Here is a 22,140-nt window from a genome sequence, read left to right on the forward strand (position 1 = left end):
AATGCCAAACCCTGACGCCTATATCGCGCTGATCAGCAGCTTACCGGGGTCGGAGCGGCTGTTTGTCGCCAAACAGCCGCCCTTGTCGCGGTTGCGGCTGGATCGACGTTTAACGGCGCTGACACCCGAGGATGCCCGCGTTTTGAAGGTGTTGGAGCATGCTTTGAACTGGGGCGACTACGACATCGGGGTAACCGACGCGCAGGCCATTGGGCGCTGCAACGAGGCGTTGCACGATATCTCGCAGCCCACCTTGCGCAAGATGCTTATTGAGCGGATGGACTTGCGTACTGTAGTGGCCGCGCTGCGCCTGCGCAAACGGGGGGTCAGCCCACCTGCCGGATCGTTCGGTATGGGGCGTTGGGCCCGCCATATCCCTGCCAATTGGAACGACCCGAGCTTTCGATTGGAAGGTCCGATGCCTTGGATCAAGGAGGCCCAGCAACTATTGGACGCCGCAGATCCTTTGGGCTTGGAACGGCTGCTCTTGTCGGTCAGCCACAAGCAACTGAAACGCCACGCTGCCCGACATTATTTCGATTTCGAAGCAGTGGTGATCTACGTGCTGATCTGGAACATTTTCGACCGCTGGGCGCAAAGCAATGCGCAGGAGGCGGCCAAAAGATTTGAGCATCTGGCCCAGCAGGCCATGGCTAATGTCGCCGATATCGATTTTGACGGAGCAAACGCATGACCGCCCCAACCTCTGCCAAACAGACCGCCACCGCCCGTGTCGTCTCGGTGCAAGAGGGGTTGGTGCAGATTCAGGCCAATCATGACGCCTCGGGGCAACCCGGGCAGTTGGTCAAGAACGAAGTGGTCTTTATTCTGCCAACACGCCCCGGGCCAGGTGGGCGGCAGGAACGCCTGAAGGCCGAGGTGCTGCGGGTGCGTGGTGATACGGCGGATGTGCAGGTCTATGAAAGCACCGACGGGGTTGCCGTGGGCGACCCGGTCGAACAATCTGGCCAATTGCTGTCGGTCGAGCTGGGGCCGGGTTTGTTGGGGCAGGTGTTCGACGGGTTGCAATCGCCTTTGCCCAAAGTAGCGGCTGATTTTGGCACCTTCCTGCCCCGCGGGGCCGATGTCGCTCCGCTGGACGATCAGGCAAAATGGTCGTTCAGCCCTTCGATCAAGGTCGGGGATACGGTGACGGCCGGTGACAGCATCGGAACGGTCCCCGAGGGACATTTCACCCACAAGATCATGCTGCCGTTTAACTGGATGGGCGATTACAAGGTCATCTGGGTACAAAAAGGCGCGGCCACGATCCACGACATAGTGGCCCGTCTGGAAGATGAGCAAGGCGGCGAACACACGCTGACCTTATGCCAGAAATGGCCAGTGCGGCGGCCTTTATCGGAAAGCATTCTGAAACGCGCGCTGTCCGAGCGGTTGTATCCGACCGAACCGGTCCTGACCTCTCAGCGCTTGATCGACACGTTCTTTCCCATCGCACGCGGGGGGACGGCCTGTATTCCTGGGCCGTTTGGGGCGGGCAAAACCGTTCTGCAAAACCTGATCGCGCGCAATGCCAAGGTGGATATCGTCATTGTCGTAGCCTGTGGCGAACGTGCGGGTGAAGTGGTTGAGACGATCCATGAGTTTCCCAAGATGACCGACCCAACCACGGGTGGCAGTCTGATGGATCGTACGATCATCATCTGCAACACGTCGTCCATGCCGGTTGCCGCGCGCGAGGCCTCGATCTTCACCGGTATTACGCTGGGCGAATACTATCGACAGATGGGCTATGACGTGTTGCTGATTGCCGACAGTACCAGCCGCTGGGCGCAAGCGATGCGCGAAACATCCGGAAAACTTGAAGAAATCCCGGGCGAAGAGGGTTTTCCTGCCTATCTGGAAAGCTCGATCAAGGGACTATACGAGCGTGCCGGAGCAATAAAAACCAATGACGGCGATTTGGGCAGTCTGACGCTTATCGGAACCGTCTCGCCCGCCGGCGGCAACTTTGACGAGCCGGTCACACAATCGACCCTGTCCACAGTAAAATGTTTCCTCGGCCTGTCTTCGGAACGCGCGTACAAGCGGTTTTATCCTGCGGTCGATCCGATGCTCAGTTGGTCGCGCTATACGGATCAATTGTCCGACTGGTACGACAAAAACGCCGAACCGGGTTGGACCGGCAAGGTCCGGGATTTGCTGGCACTGATCGAAAAAGGCGAACAGGTCGATCAGATGATGCAGGTGACGGGGGAAGAGGGCGTCACGATCCAAGATTTCGTAACCCAGCAAAAAGCGCTGTTTGTGGATATGGTTTATCTGCAGCAGGACGCGTTTGACAAAGTGGACGCGACGGTGCCGCTGGAACGTCAGAAAATGACCTTCAAGCTGGTCTACGACGTGACCCAATCAACTGCGGAGTTCGCTGACAAGGCCGAGGTTCGGCAGGTGTTTACGCAGCTCACAGGATTGATGAAGAATTTTCACTATGCGGCGGAAAACACACCGGAATTCAAGTCGATCTGGGGGCAGATACAAAATCTGTGCCGCGAGAAGTTTGGTGTCTAAATAGGGAAGTGGTAGCCCGTAGGGGAATCGAACCCCTCTTTCCAGGTTGAAAACCTGGCGTCCTAACCGATAGACGAACGGGCCATTTGGTATGGCGCAAGCACAAGTGGTAGCCCGTAGGGGAATCGAACCCCTCTTTCCAGGTTGAAAACCTGGCGTCCTAACCGATAGACGAACGGGCCACGCTGGCTTGTGGAGGGCCTTTTACGGTTTCGCCCGGACCCCCGCAAGCCGAAAAATGCAAGGACGTGAAAGTTTTTTCCAAGGCCTGAAATCGGGCTTAAATGGCCTCTGCTGCGTCTTCCAGCCGAAGTTGCACACTTTGGCGTCCACCCCACGTGTTCACTTCCAGCCGTCCGGCGAAATGAAAGCGTGCGCCGCCGTGATTTGACAGCTTTTCGCCCATCGGACCGTCAAAGGCCCCAAAGGCAATGGCATCCAGACCGCCGCCAACACTGTCGGACAGGGACAGTTTCAGATGGGAGTCACCAACGCGTTTGGCAAAACGCACCTGCAGGTCGGGCAGCGCATATCGCGGGGCTGGGGCGCTGGCCCCGAACGGACCTGCCTTTTCGATCTGTTCGATCAGATCAATAGTGGCTGCACCAGGCATCAGGGTGCCGTCTAGTTTCAAATCGGCCGGACCGCCTTCACCCGCGCCTTGCTTGGCCAGCAATTCGCTGAGCCGCGCCATGGCAGGTTCCAACTGGTCGCGCATCACGGTCAGACCCGCCGCCATTTTGTGACCGCCGCCTTTGACCAGCAACCCTTCGGCGGCAAGCCTCTGGATCGACGCACCCAGATCGACGCCAGAGATCGAACGGCCCGAGCCTTTGCCCTCATCCCCGTCGAAACCGATGACAATCGCGGGGCGGTTGGCGTTTTCCTTCAGGCGTGAAGCCACGATGCCGACTACACCAGGGTGCCAGCCTTCACCCGCAGCCCAAACAAGCGGCGCATCCAGACCACGTTCCTCGGCCTGCTCCAAGGCTGCGGCACGCACGGCGTTTTCGATGTCACGACGCTCGGTGTTCAATTCATCCAAGCGTTGCGAGAGCGCCTGCGCCTCATGCATCGATTCTGTGCTAAGCAACCGCGCGCCCAGGTCCGCCTGACCAATGCGCCCGCCCGCGTTCACGCGCGGACCCAGCAGAAACCCCAGGTGATAGCTGTTGGGCGCCGAGTCCATGCGCGCCACATCCGAAAGCGCCACAAGACCGGGCCTTTGCCGTTGGGCCATAACCTTCAGGCCTTGTCGCACAAGCGCCCGGTTTGCCCCGATCAGCGGGGCCACATCAGCCACGGTCGCCAGCGCCACGAGATCCAGCAGACCAATCAAGTCAGGCCCCTTTACACCTGCCTCACGCAGTTGACGTCCGGCTTCGACCAGCATCAGAAACACGACACCGGCGGCGCAGAGAAAGCCCAGATCGCCGCTTTCATCCTGCCGGTTCGGGTTCACCACGGCGGCACAATCGGGTAGAGTTTCGCCGCCCAAGTGGTGATCCAACACGATCACATCCGCGCCCTTCGCGGCTGCAATCGGTTCGTGACTCAGCGTGCCGCAATCGACGCAGATGATCAGGTCATGCGTGGCGGCCAGTTCCTGCATCGCGGGCACGTTGGGGCCATAGCCCTCGTCAATTCGGTCGGGCACGTACAAAGTAGCCTGCAGGCCCATCTGCCGCAGCCAAACCAGCAGCAAAGCCGCAGAACTGGCGCCATCTACGTCATAGTCCGCGAACACTGCGATCCGCTCATTGTGCGTGACCGCTGACAGGAATCGCGTTGCGGCTTTTTCCATATCCTTCATGTCGCGCGGGTCAGGCAGCAGTTCTTTCAGTTTGGGTTCCAGAAACCCGGACGCCTCCATAGCAGAGACGCCGCGTCGCGCCAGAACCTGACACACCGCGCGGGGCAGACCGGCCTGTTGGATCAGCATTTCCGCGGCCCGCTCAACGTCGGGCACTGGGCCGACCCAACGTCGCCCGGATAGTGACTGCTCAACCCCAAGATAACTCATGGTGTGCCTCTTATGCGCCAAGGCCGGACCCTCTCGGATCCGGCCTCTTCATCTTTTTCCAAATACTCTCGCCGAAGGCAATGGCGCAAGCCATCACGCTTTGTCGTGGGGCCACATCGGCGTGCGATACGACATGCGGCGGACCGAGCCGGTTTTCGACCGCATCAGCAACGTGGTGGTTTCGACCCAGCCGGGTTCGCGCTTGATGCGCGGCAACAGCGAACCGCCGGTGACACCGGTGGCAGCAAAAATTACGTCGGCGGTGACCATTTCGTCGCGGGAATAAACGCGATCCAGATCGGTGATGCCTGCCTTGGCGGCGCGGCCGCGTTCGTCATCGTTGCGGAACAACAGGCGGCCAAAGATCTGTCCGCCCATGCATTTAAGCGCAGCCGCAGCCAGAACGCCTTCGGGCGCGCCACCCGAACCCATATACATGTCGATGCCGGTCTCTTCGCTTTCGGCACAGTGCATGACACCGGCCACGTCACCATCGGTGATCAGGCGGATCGAGGCTCCAGTTTCACGGACTTCAGCGATCATCGCTTCGTGACGGGGACGCTCCAGAATGCAGACGGTGATATCGGCAGGCTCACAACCCTTGGCCTTGGCCAGTGCTTCGACCCGTTCGCGGGGCGACATGTTCAGATTGACCACACCTTCGGCGAACCCCGGACCAATGGCCAGCTTGTCCATGTAAACGTCCGGCGCATGCAACATCGAGCCGCGCGGGCCCATGGCGATCACGGTCAGCGCATTTGGCATGTCCTTGGCGGTCAAGGTGGTGCCTTCCAGCGGGTCCAGCGCGATATCCACACCAGGTCCGTTTCCGGTGCCGACTTCTTCGCCGATATACAGCATCGGTGCTTCGTCGCGTTCACCTTCGCCGATAACAACCACACCCGCGATATCCAGCAGGTTCAGCTGTTCGCGCATGGCGTTTACTGCTGCCTGATCGGCGGCTTTTTCGTCGCCACGCCCAACCAGAGAGGCGGACGCCAGTGCGGCCTGTTCTGCGACCCGCGCAAGGCCCAGAGACAACAGTCGGTCGTTGAAATCAATCTTGGCAGCACTCATTTTTCACTATCCTCAGGTCAGTATCGGCGTTTTCTTCGGCATAGCCTGCGTCTTGGGCAGGCCGCAAGGGTCAAACCTCTTCGATGCGCAATGCAACTGGCTCATCCGCCACCACATCGGTGTCCCGCAGCCCGTTCAGGGCAACGTCCAGCGTGGCGCGCGTGGATTTGTGGGTGACGATCAGAACCGGAGCGGTGCTTTCCGTGTGCCCGTATTGGCGCATCCGGTCGATTGAAACACCTGCATCGCCCAGAATAGCCGCCACTTTGGCCAGCGCACCAGGTTTATCGAAGAGGGCAAGCCGTAGATAATAGGGGGCGGGCAGTCCGGTCACCGCAGGCTTGGCACCTTGCAACGAGGTTGCGGGGCGACCAAAGGTTGGGATTTGCAGCCCGCGTGCCAGATCGCAGACATCGCCCATCACTGCGCTTGCCGTAGGGCCTTCGCCAGCACCGGGGCCGCGCAGCACGACTTGCTCGACCGCGTCGCCCTCGATCACCACCATGTTTGTGCCGCCTTCCAACTGCCCCAAGGGCGAGCTGCTGGGCACAAGGCACGGCTGCATACGCTGTTCCAAACCACGGGCCGAGCGTTGCGCGACGCCCAGCAGTTTGATGCGATAGCCCATATCGGCGGCTTGATGAATGTCTTCCAGGGTGATCTGCTGAATGCCTTCGATCTGGATTCCATCGAAGTTCGGCTTGGTGCCAAAAGCGATCGAAGACAACAACGCCAGCTTATGCGCCGCGTCGATGCCGCCAACGTCCAGGTTCGGATCGGCCTCAAGGTACCCAAGCTGCGCGCATTCTTCGAACAGCGCGTTATAGCCCAGCTCCTGCGATTGCATGCGGGTCAGGATATAATTGCAGGTTCCGTTCATCACGCCCATGACGCGGGTGATCTCATTTCCGGCCAGCCCTTCGGTCAGCGACTTGATCACCGGGATACCGCCTGCAACGGCGGCCTCGAACCGGATGACACGACCGGCTGCTTCGGCCTTTTCGGCTAGGTCCTGACCGTGGATCGCCAGCAGCGCCTTATTGGCGGTCACCACGTCCTTGCCAGTGGCCAGCGCCGCCTCGACCGAGGCTTTGGCCGGGCCGTTTTCGCCGCCGATCAGTTCGACAAACACATCGATGTCATTGCGCTTCGCCATCGCCACGGGATCGGTTTCCCAGGCGTAGTCCGACAGGTTCACACCGCGATCCTTATTCGCATCGCGCGCCGAAACGGCAACGATCTCGACAGATCGGCCCGTGCGCGCCTGCAGCAGGTCTGCGTGGCGGCGGATGATCTTTACGACACCCACGCCAACCGTTCCCAAGCCCGCAATTCCCAGCCGCAGCGCCTGTGTCATCCCGTGGGTTCCTTTCCGCTCGAAATTTCCGTGGTTTCGGGCCGTTTGCCCGTTCAGCGCTGCCTTAGCGGGTTCAGCGCTAGGGTGCAATGCGTCCTGGTCCCGGACGGGGCTGAATCGTAGGGGCTTAGTTGACTTCCGCGTTCTGGAGTTCTTCTGACTTTTTCTCAAGTTCCTCACGCCGCGCAATCAAGTCTTCTTCGACCACGGCGGCCTCGTTCACCGGATCAACGGCGGGGCCCAGTTTTTCCTGCAGCGGGATAAGCTTAGGATAGCGTGCCGACTCCAGCTCCGGCAACTCGCGCCCTTCCAATTCTGGAATATCGGTGCATCCGGCACATGCGAGCATCAGTATCAGCAAAGGCAGGGGTTTCATGCAGAACTCTTTCAACATCAACTGAAACTGTGATGCACCTTTTAGTGACTTGGTTCAAGCGGGGTTCTATCTGAACAAACGTTCAGATACTGTGTGGGAATGGCACGTACGCAAGGTTCACATTCCGATATTACCGGTCCACGCATCCGCAAGGCGGCGCTGGGTTTGTTCGCCCGTCACGGCTATGCGGCCGTCTCGATGCGCCAGATCGCGTCCGAGGTCGGGGTGCAGGCAGGGGCTCTGTATAACTACACGCCGGATAAACAAAGCCTGCTATACCGTCTGATGCACGAACACATGCAAGAGCTGCTTTTGGCTTATGACGACCTTGACCATCCTGCCGATGCGTCCGAGGCGTTGCGCCAGTTCGTAGGTTTTCATATCCGCTTTCACCTGGAGCGCCCAGATGAGGTGTTCATTGCCTATATGGAATTGCGCAACCTGACACCGGAAAACTTCTCGGAAATCGAGGCCTTGCGCCGCAGCTATGAAAACGCGCTAGAGACCATCTTGCGCAGCGGGCAGCAGGGCGGGGTGTTCGATATCGCGGATACCAAGATCGCCACCCTCGCCGTCATTGCCATGCTGAACGGGGTGATGACTTGGTATCGCGCAGGTGGACGCTTGTCGCTGGACGAAGTCGAGCAGGTCTATTGGGACATGGTGCGTCGGTCGGTCTCCACCTAGTGAGCCGGTCGAATGAACGTGCCATTACGCAATTCGCGAAAGGCCTGTTCCAATTCAGACTGAGTATTCATGACAATGGGGCCGTGCCAAGCCACAGGTTCGGCAATCGGAGCACCTGAGATCAAAAGGAATCGCACGCCTTCGGCCCCGGCCTGCACCGTGATCTCATCGCCGCTGCCAAAGCGGACAAGCGTGCGATCACCGGACATGTCCCGAATGTTAACTTCTCGCCCTGCAACCTCTTTTTCCAGCAGAACGCCGGTTGGTTGGGAGGCGTCGGCAAAGGCAGCCTGACCTTCAAACACATATGCGAAAGCACGGCGATAGGTATCTATCCGGAATGTTTTCTTGACCCCTGCGGGGATTTGAATGTCCAGGTATTGCGGGTCGGCTGCGATCCCATCGACCGGGCCGGTCTTGCCCCAGAACTCTCCTACAATCACACGCACAGTTGTTCCGTCATCATCGGTGATTTCCGGGATGTCCTTGCTTTGCACGTCCTGATAGCGCGGCGCAGTCATTTTCTGTGCCGAGGGCAGGTTGCCCCACAACTGGAAACCATGCATTTGGCCAGCGGCGTTACCCGTCGGCATTTCCTGATGCAAAATCCCAGACCCGGCTGTCATCCACTGCACATCTCCGGCGCCCAATGTCCCGCTGTTGCCCAATGAGTCCGAGTGGTCAACCGTGCCAGCCAGAACATAGGTAATCGTTTCGATTCCACGATGAGGGTGCCATGGGAAACCCGCTTGATAATCCTGCGGGTTCTCATTGCGAAAGTCGTCAAACAGCAGGAATGGGTCCAGTTCAGATGGGTCCTGAAACCCAAACGCGCGGTGCAATTTGACCCCCGCGCCCTCAAGCGTTGGTGTGGATTTGCGGGTTTCCAAAACTGGTCGTAGGGACATTGTGACCTCCAATAGCTTTGGTTTGCATGTATGATAAGCGCAAGTCTGGTCAATCAGCAGAAAAGAACGGGTGCTGTGCGGAAATCTACCCCTCTGTCCTTCCCGGAACAAAACCGTTAAACCGTGGCAAAAAAATCGGGGAGTCACATGCAACAAGAGGTTTTGGCCACCATCAGGCCCTCAATCGCCAGACGTTGGCTGGGCACCGGAATGTTGGGGTGTGTCGGTGTACTTGTTCTGTATGTCGCGTTGTCGCATCCATCCGAACCGATATGGCTGGTTTTCCTGCTTGTGGTGGGTGGTGCGTCTTTCTGGCTGGCCTACCGAATGTGGTTCGCGACCGATGATGCGATCGAGTTGACGCAAACCGAACTCAGAACCGGGGCAGGGCGGCTGATTGCCAAAGTCGAAGATATCGAGAGCATTGACCGGGGTGTCTTTGCGTTCAAACCCTCAAACGGATTTCTTCTTAAGACACGGGAAAGTGCGGAAAATAGCTGGGCGCCTGGCCTGTGGTGGCGATTGGGACGTCGGGTGGGTGTCGGCGGGGTAACAACGGCCGCCGAAACCAAGTTTATGTGCGAAATACTGCAGGCTCTGGTTACGACTGGCAGCCCTGTTGAGAAACAACCCCAATAATCTGATTTTCGAAGCGCGGACGCGTGAAGATGTAGTTCTCGAATTGATAGTCGGTATCCAGCCAGGCGGGCTTGACTGTCCATTCATAATCGTTTGACGATTCCACGATAATCATCGGCTCTAGGTCGGCCATGGGTGGAAGTCGGTCGCGCAATCTGTCGATATTGCCGTTGTCCCATATCCCGGGAAATCCGCAGGTTGTTGACCATTCCACATCGTAGTAGTCGTCGCCACCGTTTTCGAAATACCGGATGAATGACACACGCAATCTCATCTCGGCGGTGCTGTTTACCATCCGTTGCATCAGGGTGTGCATGGACTCGATGTAAGTGTCAGTAACAGTGTCTTTTTCCCGCGAGAGCAGATCGCTGACCGTATACGCGGCTTTCACGTTCAAAGTGCTTTGGCGAAAGCCGTCAAAGAACGTGTAGGTCAGCGAGATCGTCATAACGAAGATCGGGAATAACAGCAGGGACTCCAGGGTGAGGCTCCCGCTCTCACGCCGTGCGGAGCTTCTCAGATACTGTCGGATTCTAGTAAGAAAACGCATTGTATCAAGGCTCCTGAACAAAAGCGGTCGTTGAAGTTAGAGAGATCACACCATCGTCACTGACTAAGGCGACTGCCATGTCTGATCCGGGGAAAACCGGATCAATCTGTGCGCAAGCGCGCAAGATCATCAGCTCATTTGCCGGACCATTCGTGAATTCCCGAACGGGTTTTGTCGGTTCCGCACGGTCCGTACAGTCCGGTGACACAGGCAGCGTGACGCCAGTGAAGGCGCTCTGACGGATCATTTCCAGCTGCAAGTTACTCGTGCAATCGTCAATTACGAGGGATCTTTCGCAAATTGCATCCTTGATTTGATCGTGCGTGGGCCCTGATCCGGTCCCAAGGCGAATATCACGGACAACCATATCGACAGCACGTTCCAGCATAACTTGTTTTACGGAAACCAGTGCATATTCCACGGCGCACAGTATGACGACGAGGTACAAGGGGAACAGGATGACGAACTCAACCGCCAACCCGCCTTTCTCGGACCGTCTGAACCGTAGTATATTTTTCAGAAACCCACGGGTCATTGCGTCAACTTCAATTGTTTGATCGAAGCAGCGATGGATTCGAACACCTGTTGAAGGGTCAGATTGGCGCTGCCCAACGTCCCATCGCTGTTGACTGCATAAACTGTGCTGGGGCTGCTGGCGCAATCCTCGATGGTGGTCACGCCGACTGCAGGTGCTTCGAAGGCAATGCCGTAGACGATCACACCCTTATTTTTAGCGGCCGCACAAATATCCGAGGTGCGAATATTTTTAGTGGACGAACCGATAGAGTTATATGCACCGTAATACCAGTTGTTGATACGATTGCTGTCAAAGCGGTAGTTGTTTTCGGCGTTCCAGCGCAGAGACGCACGGTTGAACAATTCAGGATAAGTCAGGCGAATGGCATCACCATCCTCTTGATCGCCATGACGGTGGTTACGGTATTCCTGCTGACGGGACCAATAATAAACGGGCGGTTCTACGCCAGGTTCCGTAATTCTGACGCTGTATTCACCTACTTTGCCGTCCCAATGCGTGTAACCAGCGTTGAACCAGACATCCGAATTCCCGTCACGCAGATCTTCTTCCAGCCTGTATTGTGAGGTATTTTCGCCATCGGTAAACACAATGAGAATTTTTTCTACATCGTCTTCATAGTTTTTCGGACGGTCACCGAAAGTAGCAGGAACAATGGTCTCGGTCGAAGACGAGCTGACTCTCTGTGCCGACAAGTCATTTATGATGTCCTGAAAATCGGGGTCCAGCAACGCCATGCCCCACTTTACGCCGATGTCGATCGAAGTGTTGCCCTGCGCCGTAAGATCGTCGATCCGGTCATGCAATTTATCGATATCGTTTGTATGAGCGGTGATTTCACTACCGTCCCGCGTTGGGCAAGTAAGATACCTGGGTTCTTCCCATTGCGTTCTGCTTGTCCGATATCGGTCAAAATGGGCGGTGCGGTCAAACGAGGCGGTTGGGTCCAAAGCAGCCTGCCGGAAATCTGATGAGCTAAAGTTCAGGCAATGCGAGTAATTGTGTTCATTTGTTACATTTGTGAACTTGCCCAGAATATCCTCGCCCGCGTTCACTTGCGTGGCGTAGGGGATGATCGAGATTGAAATCTTATCCGGATTTTCTTTCTCATACATTGTGTCCACGAAACTTTTAGCCGCATCGCGCAGAACCGCAATTTTGGATCGGCCTTCCGTGGCGGATGCCCGAGTCATCGAACCGGACATGTCCAGAACTAGGGAAATTTCAACAGAACCAACAGATTCTTCCGCGGTACTTGTCGCTGAGGCGGTCAAAGTGTCGATGTACACAAACCTCATGAAGTTTGTTGTGACGGTTTTATCTGCCGACGCGATCACTTTCCGAGATCCGATGCCTTCAATGACCTCGATGTCGTAGTTGACGTCACCCAACCCAGATTTCTTGATGTACTCTTCAGCCACCAGCTTGGGGTCTACATCAACTTGATCCAAGTTGGCAGCAGCAAGGACAGCGCGATCCAACGTTGCTTGCATCGTCGCTCTTTCGCGCTCGAACTTCATGATGTCGACGCCCAGACCGGTTGTCGCAAACATCATCAGAAGGCCGATAAGCACAAAAAGCGTGAATACCGCACCACCTTCGTCTTTGGCGAAACGGCGGGCGACCGAAGCCTTTTTTTCAGATCTCTTTGAGCCGCTTTGAAATACGCGCTTATTCATCTTGATGACCTCGCTGAGCAGACATCCAAACTGCTAAGGAAATATTAACTCTCAAAAATTAACGCCGAATCGTGGCGGGATTTAGGCGAAAAAGCTGCTGACTTGACTGATTTACAAGCAAAAGCGGGATAATTTGCGGGGGATGGGTGCTTCTGTCTTCGGTTGGGCGACAATTTCGAAGTCGGGTGCCGAATTGGGCGACTCAGCGACCGTCACAGTATTTTTGATGCGTTTTTCGAGTTTTATTTCTGCTTAATTATTGATCGTTTACCCAATGGGTGCGACAAAACGTCAGAACGTAAACCGTTCGCTGGCACGGAGGATTAAATGACGGCCATTAAAGAACCCAGCTTTCGCGAGAGTGTGGACCTTATGTTCAACAGGGCAGCGTCCCTGATGGACCTGCCTCCGGGGTTGGAGGAGAAAATCCGGGTCTGCAACGCGACCTACACCGTGCGTTTCGGCGTTCGCCTGCGGGGTGAGATTCATACTTTCACCGGATATCGGTCGGTTCACTCTGAGCATATGGAGCCGGTCAAGGGCGGTATTCGCTATGCTCTGGCCGTGAATCAGGACGAGGTCGAAGCTCTGGCGGCACTGATGACTTACAAGTGTGCATTGGTTGAGACACCGTTTGGCGGCTCGAAAGGTGGCTTGTGCATTGATCCCCGGCAGTATGAAGAACATGAGTTGGAACAGATCACGCGGCGTTTTGCTTATGAATTGGCCAAGCGCGATCTGATCAACCCGTCTCAGAACGTGCCTGCGCCCGATATGGGCACGGGCGAGCGCGAGATGGCGTGGATTGCGGACCAGTTCGCACGAATGAACACAACCGATATCAATGCGCGTGCCTGTGTCACCGGCAAGCCGCTGAATGCCGGTGGTATCGCCGGACGTGTCGAAGCCACAGGGCGGGGCATTCAATACGCATTGCGTGAGTTCTTCCGCCACCCTGAGGACGTGCAGAAGGCAGGCCTGTCCGGCAAGCTGGACGGCAAACGCGTTGTCGTGCAGGGGTTGGGCAACGTGGGATATCACGCCGCAAAGTTCCTGAGTGAAGAGGACGGCTCTCGTATTGTCGGTATCGTTGAATGGGATGGTGCGCTCTATAATCCCGACGGGATTGACGTTGAATCGGTCCGGCAGTGGATCGTCAAGCATGGCGGTGTTAGCGACTATCCGGATGCAACGCATTCTGCCGAAGGTGCCGAGGTTCTGGAAGCAGACTGCGACATCCTCATTCCGGCGGCCCTTGAAGGTGTCATCAACCTAGCCAACGCCGAACGGATCAAGGCACCCTTGATCATCGAGGCGGCGAATGGTCCTGTGACGGCGGGTGCGGATGAAATCCTGCGCAAAAAAGGCACCGTGATCATTCCGGACATGTACGCGAATGCCGGCGGTGTGACCGTGTCTTACTTTGAATGGGTGAAAAACCTCAGCCATATCCGCTTTGGCCGGATGCAGCGTCGTCAGGAAGAAGCGCGCCACGAGTTGATCGTCAGCGAGTTGGAGCGGCTGGATCGGTATCTGGGCGATGCGTGGTCGATGTCCCCGGACTTTAAGGCCAAATACCTCAAAGGTGCGGATGAGCTGGAATTGGTTCGTTCCGGCCTCGATGACACGATGCGCATTGCCTACCAATCCATGCGCGAGGTCTGGCACAGCCGTGATGATGTCGAAGATTTGCGGACGGCGGCTTATATCGTAGCCATTGATCGCGTCTCGAAAAGCTACCGCGCCAAAGGGCTTTGATCCTTTGCATTACAGGGGCGGTCGGGCCACGATCCGATTGCCCCTGTTCTTGTTCGACCTAAATTGACCGCAAGCGGTGAAAAGGAAGATGGCAGGCAGTGCGCCTGACAGGTAAGCTGCCGCGAAAGAAACGATTCCGGGAGATCCCCATGTTGCGTACCGCCATCGCGGCCCTTTTGTTGGCCACACCTCTGGCTGCTGAGGAAACCAAAGAACAAAGCTGCCAGTATCAGGCTGATGTCGTTGCGGCAATCCAAAAGGCGCGTCTGGACAGGGTCAAGGAGCGCGACGTACCGCAGGCGGTGGCTGATACAAGCCCGACCTGGCCCGAGAACTACAACGCGGCCATTCCGTTGATCGCCCCCTGGGTTTACGAGCAAAAGATGCGCGACGTGCGCAAAAAGGATCTGGGCGCCGCGTGGCTTGAGCTGTGTTTGCAGCAATAATCCACAGCACCATCATTTCCCTGTGGACAAACGCGCGTCATACCCTTGGCGCGCGTTCCTGTTTCTGTCAAGTTTAACCCATGTCACTGCCCCCCGGATTTCTGGATGAACTGCGCACCCGGCTGAGCTTGTCTCAGGTCGTTGGGCGTAAGGTCATGTGGGATGCGCGCAAGTCCAATCAGGGCAAGGGTGACATGTGGGCACCGTGCCCGTTTCATCATGAAAAGACCGCCTCTTTCCACGTCGATGATCAAAAGGGGTTCTACTATTGCTTTGGTTGCCATGCCAAAGGCGATGCGATCAGCTTTGTGAAAGAAACCGAGAATGTACCGTTCATCGAAGCGGTTGAGATTCTGGCGCGCGAGGTCGGAATGCCGATGCCTGCGCGCGATCCCAAAGCACAGGAAAAACAGGATCGCCGGTCGCAACTGGCCGGGGTCATGGAGCAGGCAGTGCAGTTCTTCCGATTGCAGCTCAAGACCGGGGCAGGGGGAGCAGCGCGTGACTACCTGGCCAATCGCGGGCTGGATGTGCAGGCGTTGGAGCGGTGGGAAATTGGTTTTGCCCCTGACGGCTGGCAATCGCTCTGGGATCATCTGTGCGGAAAGAACGTGGCTGAGGATCTGATCCTTGGTGCAGGTTTGGCCAAACCGTCGAACAAGGGCAAAAAGCCTTATGATACGTTCCGCAACCGTATCATGTTCCCGATCCGCGATCCGCGCGGGCGTTGCATCGCCTTTGGCGGGCGGGCGATGGACCCGGCCGACAACGCCAAATATCTGAACTCGCCCGAGACCGAGTTGTTCGACAAGGGACGCAGCCTCTATAACCACGGGCCCGCACGGCAGTCTGCGGGCAAAGGGCTGCCCTTGGTCGTGGCCGAAGGGTACATGGACGTGATTGCGTTGGCTGAGGCCGGGTTTGGCGCCTCGGTCGCGCCGCTAGGTACCGCGATTACCGAGCATCAGTTGCAATTGCTATGGCGTATCTCGGACGAGCCGATCATTGCACTGGATGGCGATACGGCGGGTCTGCGGGCCGCCATGCGGGCGGTTGATCTGGCTCTGCCGTTGCTGGAGGCCGGGAAATCCCTGCGCTTTGCCCTGATGCCCGAAGGCAAGGACCCCGACGATCTGTTGCGTGCCGAAGGGGCAGGGGCGGTGCAGGCCGTGCTGGATGGGGCCATTCCGATGGTCAAATTGCTGTGGCAGCGCGAAACCGAAGGCAAGGTCTTTGACAGCCCGGAACGTAAGGCAGCGTTGGATAAGGTGCTGAGGGACAAGATCAAACTGATCCGTGACCCTTCGATCCGCTCTCATTACGGGCAAGAGATTAAGGATCTGCGGTGGCAATTGTTCCGCCCGCAGCGGCAATCTGGGAACCGCCAATGGCAACCTCGGAGCAAGTGGCAACCGCAGAAACAGCCAGCAACGCCTGACGCGCGGGCATCGTTTTTGGCTTCGTCCGAAGGTGCCGAGATTCAACTGCGCGAAGCGGCTATTCTTGCAATTGCTGCGCTAAACCCCGAAGTCGTTGTGCAGTTTGAGCATCAATTGGAGGACATGGAGTGCCGCGATTCCGACCATGCAGCCCTGCGCCATGCGATCCTGCGTCACGCGATTGATGATCCTGACAACCTGAAAGACCACATTGCCGAAACTTTGGGGCCCCAAGCCCTTGAAAACCTGCTGGCCCTTCGCCATGTCGCAGTAATCCCTTGTGTGTACAAGCCAGGCGACGTTGAAAAGGCCGAGATGACTCTGGCCGAGGAACTCGCAAAGATCAAAGCGCTCCGGGGGTTGGATGCTGAGATTGCCGAAGCTGCAGAGGAACTGTCCGATCTGGCCGATGAGGCGTTGACGTACCGATTGGCGCAAGCCGCCGAAGAACGCAACCGCACAAGCCGTAGCCAGAACGAGGACAGGGCCGTTTTCGACATCGCCGACAATGGCGCGCGGATCAACCGCGACGAGAAAGATGCGTTCAAGGCAATCATGTCGGGCATCAATTTTGAACGGAAACGCCGGTGAAGTGGTGTTTTCGTAAGGCACTGGAAAAGAAAAACAGGTAAACGGGTGGCCGAATCACTTCTACGCGCTAATGATTCGGTTGAAACGAATCACCCATCCCTGCAGGAGCATTGAATGGCCGCCAAGGATACGAACGAAGACCGCAAATCCGACGAGCAGGAACAGGAAATCTCGTTGGACATGAGCCAGGCCAACGTCAAGAAGATGATCGCCGAGGCCCGCGAGAAAGGTTACATCACCTACGACCAGCTCAATCAGGTGCTGCCGCCTGATCAGGTCAGCTCGGAACAGATCGAAGACGTTATGTCGATGCTGTCCGAAATGGGCATCAACATCATCGAAGATGAAGAGGCCGAAGAGGAAGAGAACAAAGGCTCGACCGAACTGACCACCACGGAAAGCAACCGTGAGGTTGCGTTGTCCGGTGCTGCAACGGAAAAGCTGGACCGCACTGACGACCCCGTGCGCATGTACCTGCGCGAGATGGGCAGCGTCGAACTGCTGAGCCGTGAGGGCGAGATTGCGATCGCCAAGCGGATCGAGGCCGGTCGCAACACCATGATCGCCGGTCTGTGCGAAAGCCCGCTGACCTTCCAGGCGATTACCATCTGGCACGACGAATTGTTGTCCGAAGACATTCTGCTGCGTGACGTCATTGACCTGGAGGCCACATTTGGCAACCAGTTGGACGAAGACGGCGATGTCGAAGAACCGGTCGTCGACACGTCAGCCGTACAGGCGGCAAAGCCAGCCAAGGACAGCGGACCGGAACTGGACGCGGATGGCAATCCGATCGCCAATGATGACGATGATGACGAAGATGATCAGGCCAACATGTCTCTGGCCGCGATGGAAGCGGCGCTGAAAGATCAGGTGCTGACCACGCTGGAGCGAATCTCGACCGATTTCGCGATGCTTTCGGAAATGCAGGACAGCCGGATTTCGGCCACGCTGAACGAAGATGGCACGTTCAGCGCCAAGGACGAAGAGACCTATCAAAAGCTACGGGCCGAGATTGTTGAACTGGTGAACGGTCTTCACCTGCACAACAACCGTATCGAAGCGCTGATCGACCAGCTTTACGGCATCAACCGCCGTATCATGTCGCTGGACAGCGCGATGGTGAAGCTGGCGGACCAAGCCCGAATCAATCGTCGCGAGTTTATCGACGCTTATCGTGGCCGTGAACTGGACCCGAACTGGCTGGCCGAGATGGCTGAAAAACCCGGTCGGGGTTGGCAGATGTTCATCGAACGCTCGACTGCCAAGGTCGAGGAATTGCGCAACGATATGGCTCAGGTCGGGCAATATGTCGGTCTCGACATCCCTGAATTCCGCCGCATCGTGCAGCAAGTTCAGAAGGGTGAAAAAGAGGCGCGGCAGGCCAAGAAGGAAATGGTCGAGGCAAACCTGCGCCTGGTGATTTCGATTGCCAAAAAGTACACGAACCGCGGCCTCCAATTCCTTGATCTTATTCAGGAAGGTAACATCGGCCTGATGAAGGCGGTAGACAAGTTCGAATACCGCCGCGGTTATAAGTTCTCGACCTATGCGACCTGGTGGATTCGTCAGGCGATCACGCGCTCAATTGCGGATCAGGCCCGTACAATCCGTATTCCGGTCCACATGATCGAGACGATCAACAAGCTGGTTCGCACCGGTCGTCAGATGCTGCACGAGATCGGGCGCGAGCCGACGCCGGAAGAACTGGCTGAAAAGCTGCAGATGCCGCTGGAAAAGGTTCGCAAGGTGATGAAGATCGCCAAAGAGCCGATCAGTCTTGAGACGCCGATTGGCGACGAGGAAGACAGCCAGCTAGGCGATTTCATCGAGGACAAGAATGCCGTGCTGCCACTGGACAGCGCCATTCAGGAAAACCTCAAGGAAACGACGACACGGGTTCTTGCCTCGCTCACCCCGCGCGAAGAGCGGGTGCTGCGGATGCGTTTTGGCATCGGCATGAACACCGACCATACGCTGGAAGAGGTCGGTCAACAGTTCAGTGTGACCCGCGAACGTATCCGTCAGATCGAAGCGAAAGCGTTGCGCAAGCTGAAACATCCCAGCCGGTCGCGAAAACTACGGTCTTTCCTGGATCAATAAAACCAAGGCGCCCCGAGAGTGGCGCCTTTTTTCTTTCACCCCACGCGCTTTCACATTGTCCATTGGAAAGATCAAATTGGCGGGAAGTCACAAGGCAAGACCCCTGCACCTCTTTATATCCGCATTGTCCACTCATGGGACAGGCCGGGGTGAGGCTTTGCGGCTGATGACCCCCGGCCACTAGCCATATAGCGCATCCGATTAATCCAGACGACTGCGGAAAGTGCTGGGGGCCTGACCGGTCCAGCGTTTGAAAGCGGTCGAGAAGGCCGGTTGATCGGCGTAGCCCAGCGAATAGGCAATCTCGGACAGCGCCATGCCGTTGGTGATAAAGGTTTGCGCCAGATCGCATCTAAGATCGTCGACGATATCGCGATAGGTTGCCCCTTCTTCCTTGAGCCGCCGTGTGAAGGTGCGCGGACTCATCCCCAGATTTGCGGCGGCCTCATCGGCGTGAATGACAGTGCCGGGCAGCGAGCGGGTAATCAGCCCTTCGACCTGCGCGCGCAGTTTTTGCTTGGGCGAGCGTCGCTCTGCCAGGACACGTTCACCATATTCCAGAAGGTGCGCGCGCAGGTTTGAATCGTAGGTCGGAACCGGCAAATCCAACGAGGATACGGCAAAGACGATTTCCAGTCTCTCTGCACCGAAAACAACGGGAAACCCTGCAAGTTTTTGAAATTTTTCTCTGCTTTTCCCAACCTCGTGCTGAAACCGTATCTCAATCGGACGGAAATTCGATTGCGTCAGGGTGCGCATGCGGGCCAATCCGGCGAACATGAGGAATTCGGTCCGGCGGTGATACCGGGCAAAACTGGCATCCTTCCATTCGGCCTCAATAGTGGCAAAGTTTCCGGCAAGGCGTAGTGCAAAGGCTATGGCCGGGTCGATGAACATATGAAAGCGCGAGGTATTCTCGATCACCTGCCGCAGGTCGCGCGAATACTTACTGATATACGCCGTCAGGCTAGAGGACGACGAAAACTGCAACCCGGTCTGCGCGGCAAAGGTAATATCTCCGACGGTATCGCAGGCATAGCGTGCAAACAGGGCTTCTTGATGGGCGCTGCACGTTGTTGTCGGCGCTGCAATTCTATCCCGTGAGAGTTTACACTTTTCCAGTATACGGTCAGATGCTTCGGCGCCGTTTGTTCGTTGATCAAGCGCTTTGGTCAATAACTGAATGCGGGCGATATCAACTTCCATGGCTGTTCCACCGTGTTTTCAATCGGGTTTAATGCCGTTGTTGCGTATTGGGCGTTTGTCGATCCCATGTATTGCTTCAATGTCTGGAATTCGAATGGTTTTGGCCGGCAAACACAAGACCCAAGGTCAGACATTTTGTATTTCCCGTCCGTTGTCGGGTCAGCACCTTGTGGGGATGAGGTCAGAGCCCTGGATAAAAAACCACCAAAACCGGTGGCTCCCCGGCACATTCACGCGTTTAAAACAGACGGCCTCATGTCGCATTGCCCGGTCCGGACCATGGTGAAAGGGTGCGGGTAGGAAAGCTAACGGGCGCAACAGATATGCCAAACTTTGCCGTCTCAGAATTGGTGGATGCTCAGGATGCCATTGTTTTTGATGGGGAATGTGTTCTGTGTTCAGGTTTTTTTCAATTCATGACGATGAGGGATAAAGCGCAGCGTTTTAAATTCGCAACGGCGCAATCGCCGCTAGGGCAAAGGCTGTACCAAGAGCTTGGATTGCCTATGCAGGATTTTGAAACCAACCTGGTGATCGTGAACGGCAATGTACATCAACGTCTGGATGCCTTCGCCGCGGCGATGGGCGCGCTGCCGGGGATTTGGCCGATCTTGTCTTTTTGTAGGTTCCTGCCCAGTTGGATCAAAGACCCGCTGTATCATGCCATTGCACGTAACAGGTACAAGATATTCGGACGCAATCCGACCTGTATGATCCCGGATGCCGCACTGCGATCCCGTTTTTTGCCCGAGGGATTTTGAGTGGAACCCGATCCGTTTTTGCAATCCCTTCCTGCCGGGGTAGAAGTGCCCTTGGCCCTTCAGCAGTTGCATTCCAACACAGGTCACTACGCGGGACGGTGCGATATTGTCGAGGGACGAGGGTGGTTGATCAGGCTTGCTTTGCACCTCGGACGGTTTCCTCGAAGCGCCAACGACATACCGGTGCAAGTTCGGATAGACCGTGACGATGACACATGGCAGTGGATACGTGATTTTGATGGCCACACGACTCGATCCCTCCTGACATTTGATCACGGCGCAGATTGCGTTCGTGAAAGGCTGGGCTGGCTGACGCTGTGGCTGGAGCCCGAAGTCGAAGCTGAACGCCTGTTGATCCACATCCGGGGCCTGAGCATTTTGGGTTTTCGTTGCCCGGCATTTTTGCTGCCACGCTCATCAACCGTAGAATGGCAGAGCGAAACAGGGGATTATTGCTTTGATGTCTCGGCCAAAGTGCCGGGCCTTGGGGTATTGATCCGGTATAGCGGCTGGTTGAAACTTGTTCACGTACAGATGGACCCGGATTGAATTCATCGTGAACCGGCTTTGTTTGAATTTAGAGTACACTAGGTCAATACCTACCTCGAAACAGGAAAGAGTGTGATTATGAAAAAGGTTATGACTTACGCGGTATTCGCGGCGTTGGTGTTGACCACGCCGGCGTCGGCGACGTTCGCTCGGTTTGGCTATCAGACCGTAGCGCTTAGCAACACAGTCTTTGAGGTGATCCCGCGCGGACGGACCGATATAGACGGGTATTGGTGTGCCGCCTCAGATTTTGCCCGCAGAACACTGGGCGCCAGTTGGCAACAGCGGATTTACGTCAAGCGTGGTTATGGTCCAAGCGAGGCCACGGGGCGCAGAACAGCCGTGCAGTTTTCGCTTACGGCACCGGAGACCGTTCAGCAGCAAAGCAGTGGTGTTTTCTCGGCGGGGTTTCAGCCGGGTTTCAGTATGTCAGTTTCGGCCGCCAATGGCCGGTGTACTGCTCGGCCAATCTTTGACTAATACAGGCCTGTCCACCTAATGAAGACCGAGTTTTTAATTTCAGCGCGGGGTCCCGGACTTTATGAGTTCACTCCGGATGTGCGTGACTGGCTGAACTCAGTCGGGGGGGATGGGTTGCTGACACTGTTCGTGCGGCACACCTCTTGTTCGCTGCTCATTCAGGAAAACGCGGACCCCGAAGTGCAGGCGGATTTGCGTGCGTTCTTCGATCGGCTGGTGCCGCCGTCGGATCACCCGTCGATGGCGTATCTGCGGCACACCTATGAAGGTCCCGATGATATGCCAGCCCATATCAAAGCCGCGCTTTTGCCGGTTTCCTTGTCGATTCCTGTGGTGTCGGGTCAACCCGTTCTGGGCACTTGGCAGGGTATCTATCTGTTCGAGCACCGCACTGCGCCGCATCACCGAAAGGTTGCGGCGCACTTCGCGTAGATTCATGATCTA

At 56.7% G+C, this 22,140-nt stretch carries 21 protein-coding genes and 2 tRNA genes; 12 read left to right on the top strand and 11 right to left on the bottom strand.

Annotation, left to right across the window (positions count from 1 at the left end):
• Position 1 precedes the first annotated feature (1 nt).
• Both GOX21_RS00190 and GOX21_RS00195 read left to right on the top strand, forming a co-directional pair.
• Positions 2-694, top strand: a complete 693-nt coding sequence (locus GOX21_RS00190) for a hypothetical protein (protein WP_170374707.1) — start codon at positions 2-4, stop codon at positions 692-694.
• Positions 691-2,532 (top strand): V-type ATP synthase subunit A, encoded by a 1,842-nt coding sequence (locus tag GOX21_RS00195; protein ID WP_170374708.1) that lies wholly within the window; start codon positions 691-693, stop codon positions 2,530-2,532. Before GOX21_RS00190 ends, GOX21_RS00195 begins: the two co-directional genes overlap by 4 nt.
• 9 nt (positions 2,533-2,541) lie before the next feature.
• Here GOX21_RS00195 and GOX21_RS00200 read toward each other — a convergent pair.
• The 6 genes from GOX21_RS00200 to GOX21_RS00225 form a co-directional block, all read right to left on the bottom strand.
• Positions 2,542-2,616 (bottom strand) — tRNA-Glu (locus GOX21_RS00200).
• Between the two features lie 23 nt (positions 2,617-2,639).
• Positions 2,640-2,714: transfer RNA gene (locus GOX21_RS00205), tRNA-Glu, on the bottom strand.
• Between the two features lie 98 nt (positions 2,715-2,812).
• Positions 2,813-4,555, bottom strand: a complete 1,743-nt coding sequence (gene recJ / locus GOX21_RS00210; RefSeq protein ID WP_170374709.1) for a single-stranded-DNA-specific exonuclease RecJ — start codon at positions 4,553-4,555, stop codon at positions 2,813-2,815.
• 93 nt (positions 4,556-4,648) lie between these two features.
• Positions 4,649-5,632 (bottom strand): class II fructose-bisphosphatase, encoded by a 984-nt coding sequence (glpX, locus tag GOX21_RS00215; RefSeq protein WP_170357775.1) that lies wholly within the window; start codon positions 5,630-5,632, stop codon positions 4,649-4,651.
• 70 nt (positions 5,633-5,702) lie between these two features.
• Positions 5,703-6,989 carry a homoserine dehydrogenase gene (locus GOX21_RS00220; protein ID WP_170374710.1) on the bottom strand — a complete coding sequence of 429 codons (1,287 nt, stop codon included), beginning with the start codon at positions 6,987-6,989 and terminating at the stop codon, positions 5,703-5,705.
• A 127-nt stretch (positions 6,990-7,116) separates the two neighbouring features.
• Positions 7,117-7,365: a hypothetical protein gene (locus tag GOX21_RS00225; RefSeq protein WP_170374711.1), complete on the bottom strand. Its 249-nt coding sequence runs from the start codon at positions 7,363-7,365 to the stop codon at positions 7,117-7,119.
• Between the two features lie 99 nt (positions 7,366-7,464).
• Here GOX21_RS00225 and GOX21_RS00230 point away from each other — a divergent pair, with 99 nt between their 5' ends.
• Positions 7,465-8,052 (top strand): TetR/AcrR family transcriptional regulator, encoded by a 588-nt coding sequence (locus GOX21_RS00230; protein WP_170348243.1) that lies wholly within the window; start codon positions 7,465-7,467, stop codon positions 8,050-8,052.
• On the opposite strand, the gene GOX21_RS00235 is transcribed toward GOX21_RS00230, so the two are convergent.
• Positions 8,049-8,960: a pirin family protein gene (locus GOX21_RS00235; protein ID WP_170374712.1), complete on the bottom strand. Its 912-nt coding sequence runs from the start codon at positions 8,958-8,960 to the stop codon at positions 8,049-8,051. The two genes, GOX21_RS00230 and GOX21_RS00235, sit on opposite strands and share 4 nt — an antisense overlap.
• 147 nt (positions 8,961-9,107) lie before the next feature.
• On the opposite strand from GOX21_RS00235, the gene GOX21_RS00240 reads away from it, so the two are divergent.
• On the top strand, positions 9,108-9,599 hold the full coding sequence (locus GOX21_RS00240; RefSeq protein WP_170374713.1) for a hypothetical protein: 492 nt from the start codon (positions 9,108-9,110) through the stop codon (positions 9,597-9,599).
• Here GOX21_RS00240 and GOX21_RS00245 read toward each other — a convergent pair.
• From GOX21_RS00245 to GOX21_RS00255, 3 genes are read right to left on the bottom strand one after another with little or no spacing between them, the layout of a single operon-like run.
• On the bottom strand, positions 9,562-10,149 hold the full coding sequence (locus GOX21_RS00245; RefSeq protein WP_170348246.1) for a TadE/TadG family type IV pilus assembly protein: 588 nt from the start codon (positions 10,147-10,149) through the stop codon (positions 9,562-9,564). The genes GOX21_RS00240 and GOX21_RS00245 overlap by 38 nt on opposite strands.
• A gap of 4 nt (positions 10,150-10,153) precedes the next feature.
• Complete coding sequence (locus GOX21_RS00250) at positions 10,154-10,684, bottom strand: TadE/TadG family type IV pilus assembly protein (protein WP_170348247.1); 531 nt, start codon at positions 10,682-10,684, stop codon at positions 10,154-10,156.
• The gene (locus GOX21_RS00255) at positions 10,681-12,363 is read right to left on the bottom strand and encodes a TadE/TadG family type IV pilus assembly protein (protein WP_170357787.1); all 1,683 of its coding nucleotides are present in this window, start codon (positions 12,361-12,363) and stop codon (positions 10,681-10,683) included. Before GOX21_RS00255 ends, GOX21_RS00250 begins: the two co-directional genes overlap by 4 nt.
• Positions 12,364-12,690: 327 nt before the next feature.
• Here GOX21_RS00255 and GOX21_RS00260 point away from each other — a divergent pair, with 327 nt between their 5' ends.
• From GOX21_RS00260 to rpoD, 4 genes are all read left to right on the top strand, one after another.
• On the top strand, positions 12,691-14,121 hold the full coding sequence (locus GOX21_RS00260) for a Glu/Leu/Phe/Val family dehydrogenase (RefSeq protein WP_170374714.1): 1,431 nt from the start codon (positions 12,691-12,693) through the stop codon (positions 14,119-14,121).
• Positions 14,122-14,270: 149 nt separating this feature from the next.
• On the top strand, positions 14,271-14,567 hold the full coding sequence (locus GOX21_RS00265) for a hypothetical protein (protein WP_170357791.1): 297 nt from the start codon (positions 14,271-14,273) through the stop codon (positions 14,565-14,567).
• An 80-nt stretch (positions 14,568-14,647) separates the two neighbouring features.
• Positions 14,648-16,597, top strand: a complete 1,950-nt coding sequence (gene dnaG, locus GOX21_RS00270) for a DNA primase (protein ID WP_170374715.1) — start codon at positions 14,648-14,650, stop codon at positions 16,595-16,597.
• A gap of 114 nt (positions 16,598-16,711) precedes the next feature.
• Complete coding sequence (gene rpoD, locus GOX21_RS00275; RefSeq protein ID WP_170348252.1) at positions 16,712-18,700, top strand: RNA polymerase sigma factor RpoD; 1,989 nt, start codon at positions 16,712-16,714, stop codon at positions 18,698-18,700.
• A gap of 201 nt (positions 18,701-18,901) precedes the next feature.
• On the opposite strand, the gene GOX21_RS00280 is transcribed toward rpoD, so the two are convergent.
• Positions 18,902-19,906: a helix-turn-helix domain-containing protein gene (locus tag GOX21_RS00280; RefSeq protein ID WP_170374717.1), complete on the bottom strand. Its 1,005-nt coding sequence runs from the start codon at positions 19,904-19,906 to the stop codon at positions 18,902-18,904.
• A gap of 323 nt (positions 19,907-20,229) precedes the next feature.
• Between GOX21_RS00280 and GOX21_RS00285 the strand changes: the two genes are divergently transcribed.
• The 4 genes from GOX21_RS00285 to GOX21_RS00300 all read left to right on the top strand — a co-directional run bounded on the left by GOX21_RS00285 (position 20,230) and on the right by GOX21_RS00300 (position 22,128).
• Positions 20,230-20,667 (top strand): thiol-disulfide oxidoreductase DCC family protein, encoded by a 438-nt coding sequence (locus GOX21_RS00285; protein ID WP_170374718.1) that lies wholly within the window; start codon positions 20,230-20,232, stop codon positions 20,665-20,667.
• Between the two features lie 45 nt (positions 20,668-20,712).
• Positions 20,713-21,216: a DUF4166 domain-containing protein gene (locus GOX21_RS00290; RefSeq protein ID WP_367647915.1), complete on the top strand. Its 504-nt coding sequence runs from the start codon at positions 20,713-20,715 to the stop codon at positions 21,214-21,216.
• A gap of 78 nt (positions 21,217-21,294) precedes the next feature.
• The gene (locus tag GOX21_RS00295; protein ID WP_170348256.1) at positions 21,295-21,696 is read left to right on the top strand and encodes a hypothetical protein; all 402 of its coding nucleotides are present in this window, start codon (positions 21,295-21,297) and stop codon (positions 21,694-21,696) included.
• 18 nt (positions 21,697-21,714) lie between these two features.
• Positions 21,715-22,128 (top strand): secondary thiamine-phosphate synthase enzyme YjbQ, encoded by a 414-nt coding sequence (locus GOX21_RS00300; protein ID WP_170357802.1) that lies wholly within the window; start codon positions 21,715-21,717, stop codon positions 22,126-22,128.
• Positions 22,129-22,140: the final 12 nt, after the last annotated feature.

The organism is Ruegeria atlantica (genome assembly GCF_013032005.1).
Classification (GTDB): Bacteria; Pseudomonadota; Alphaproteobacteria; order Rhodobacterales; family Rhodobacteraceae; genus Ruegeria; species Ruegeria atlantica_A.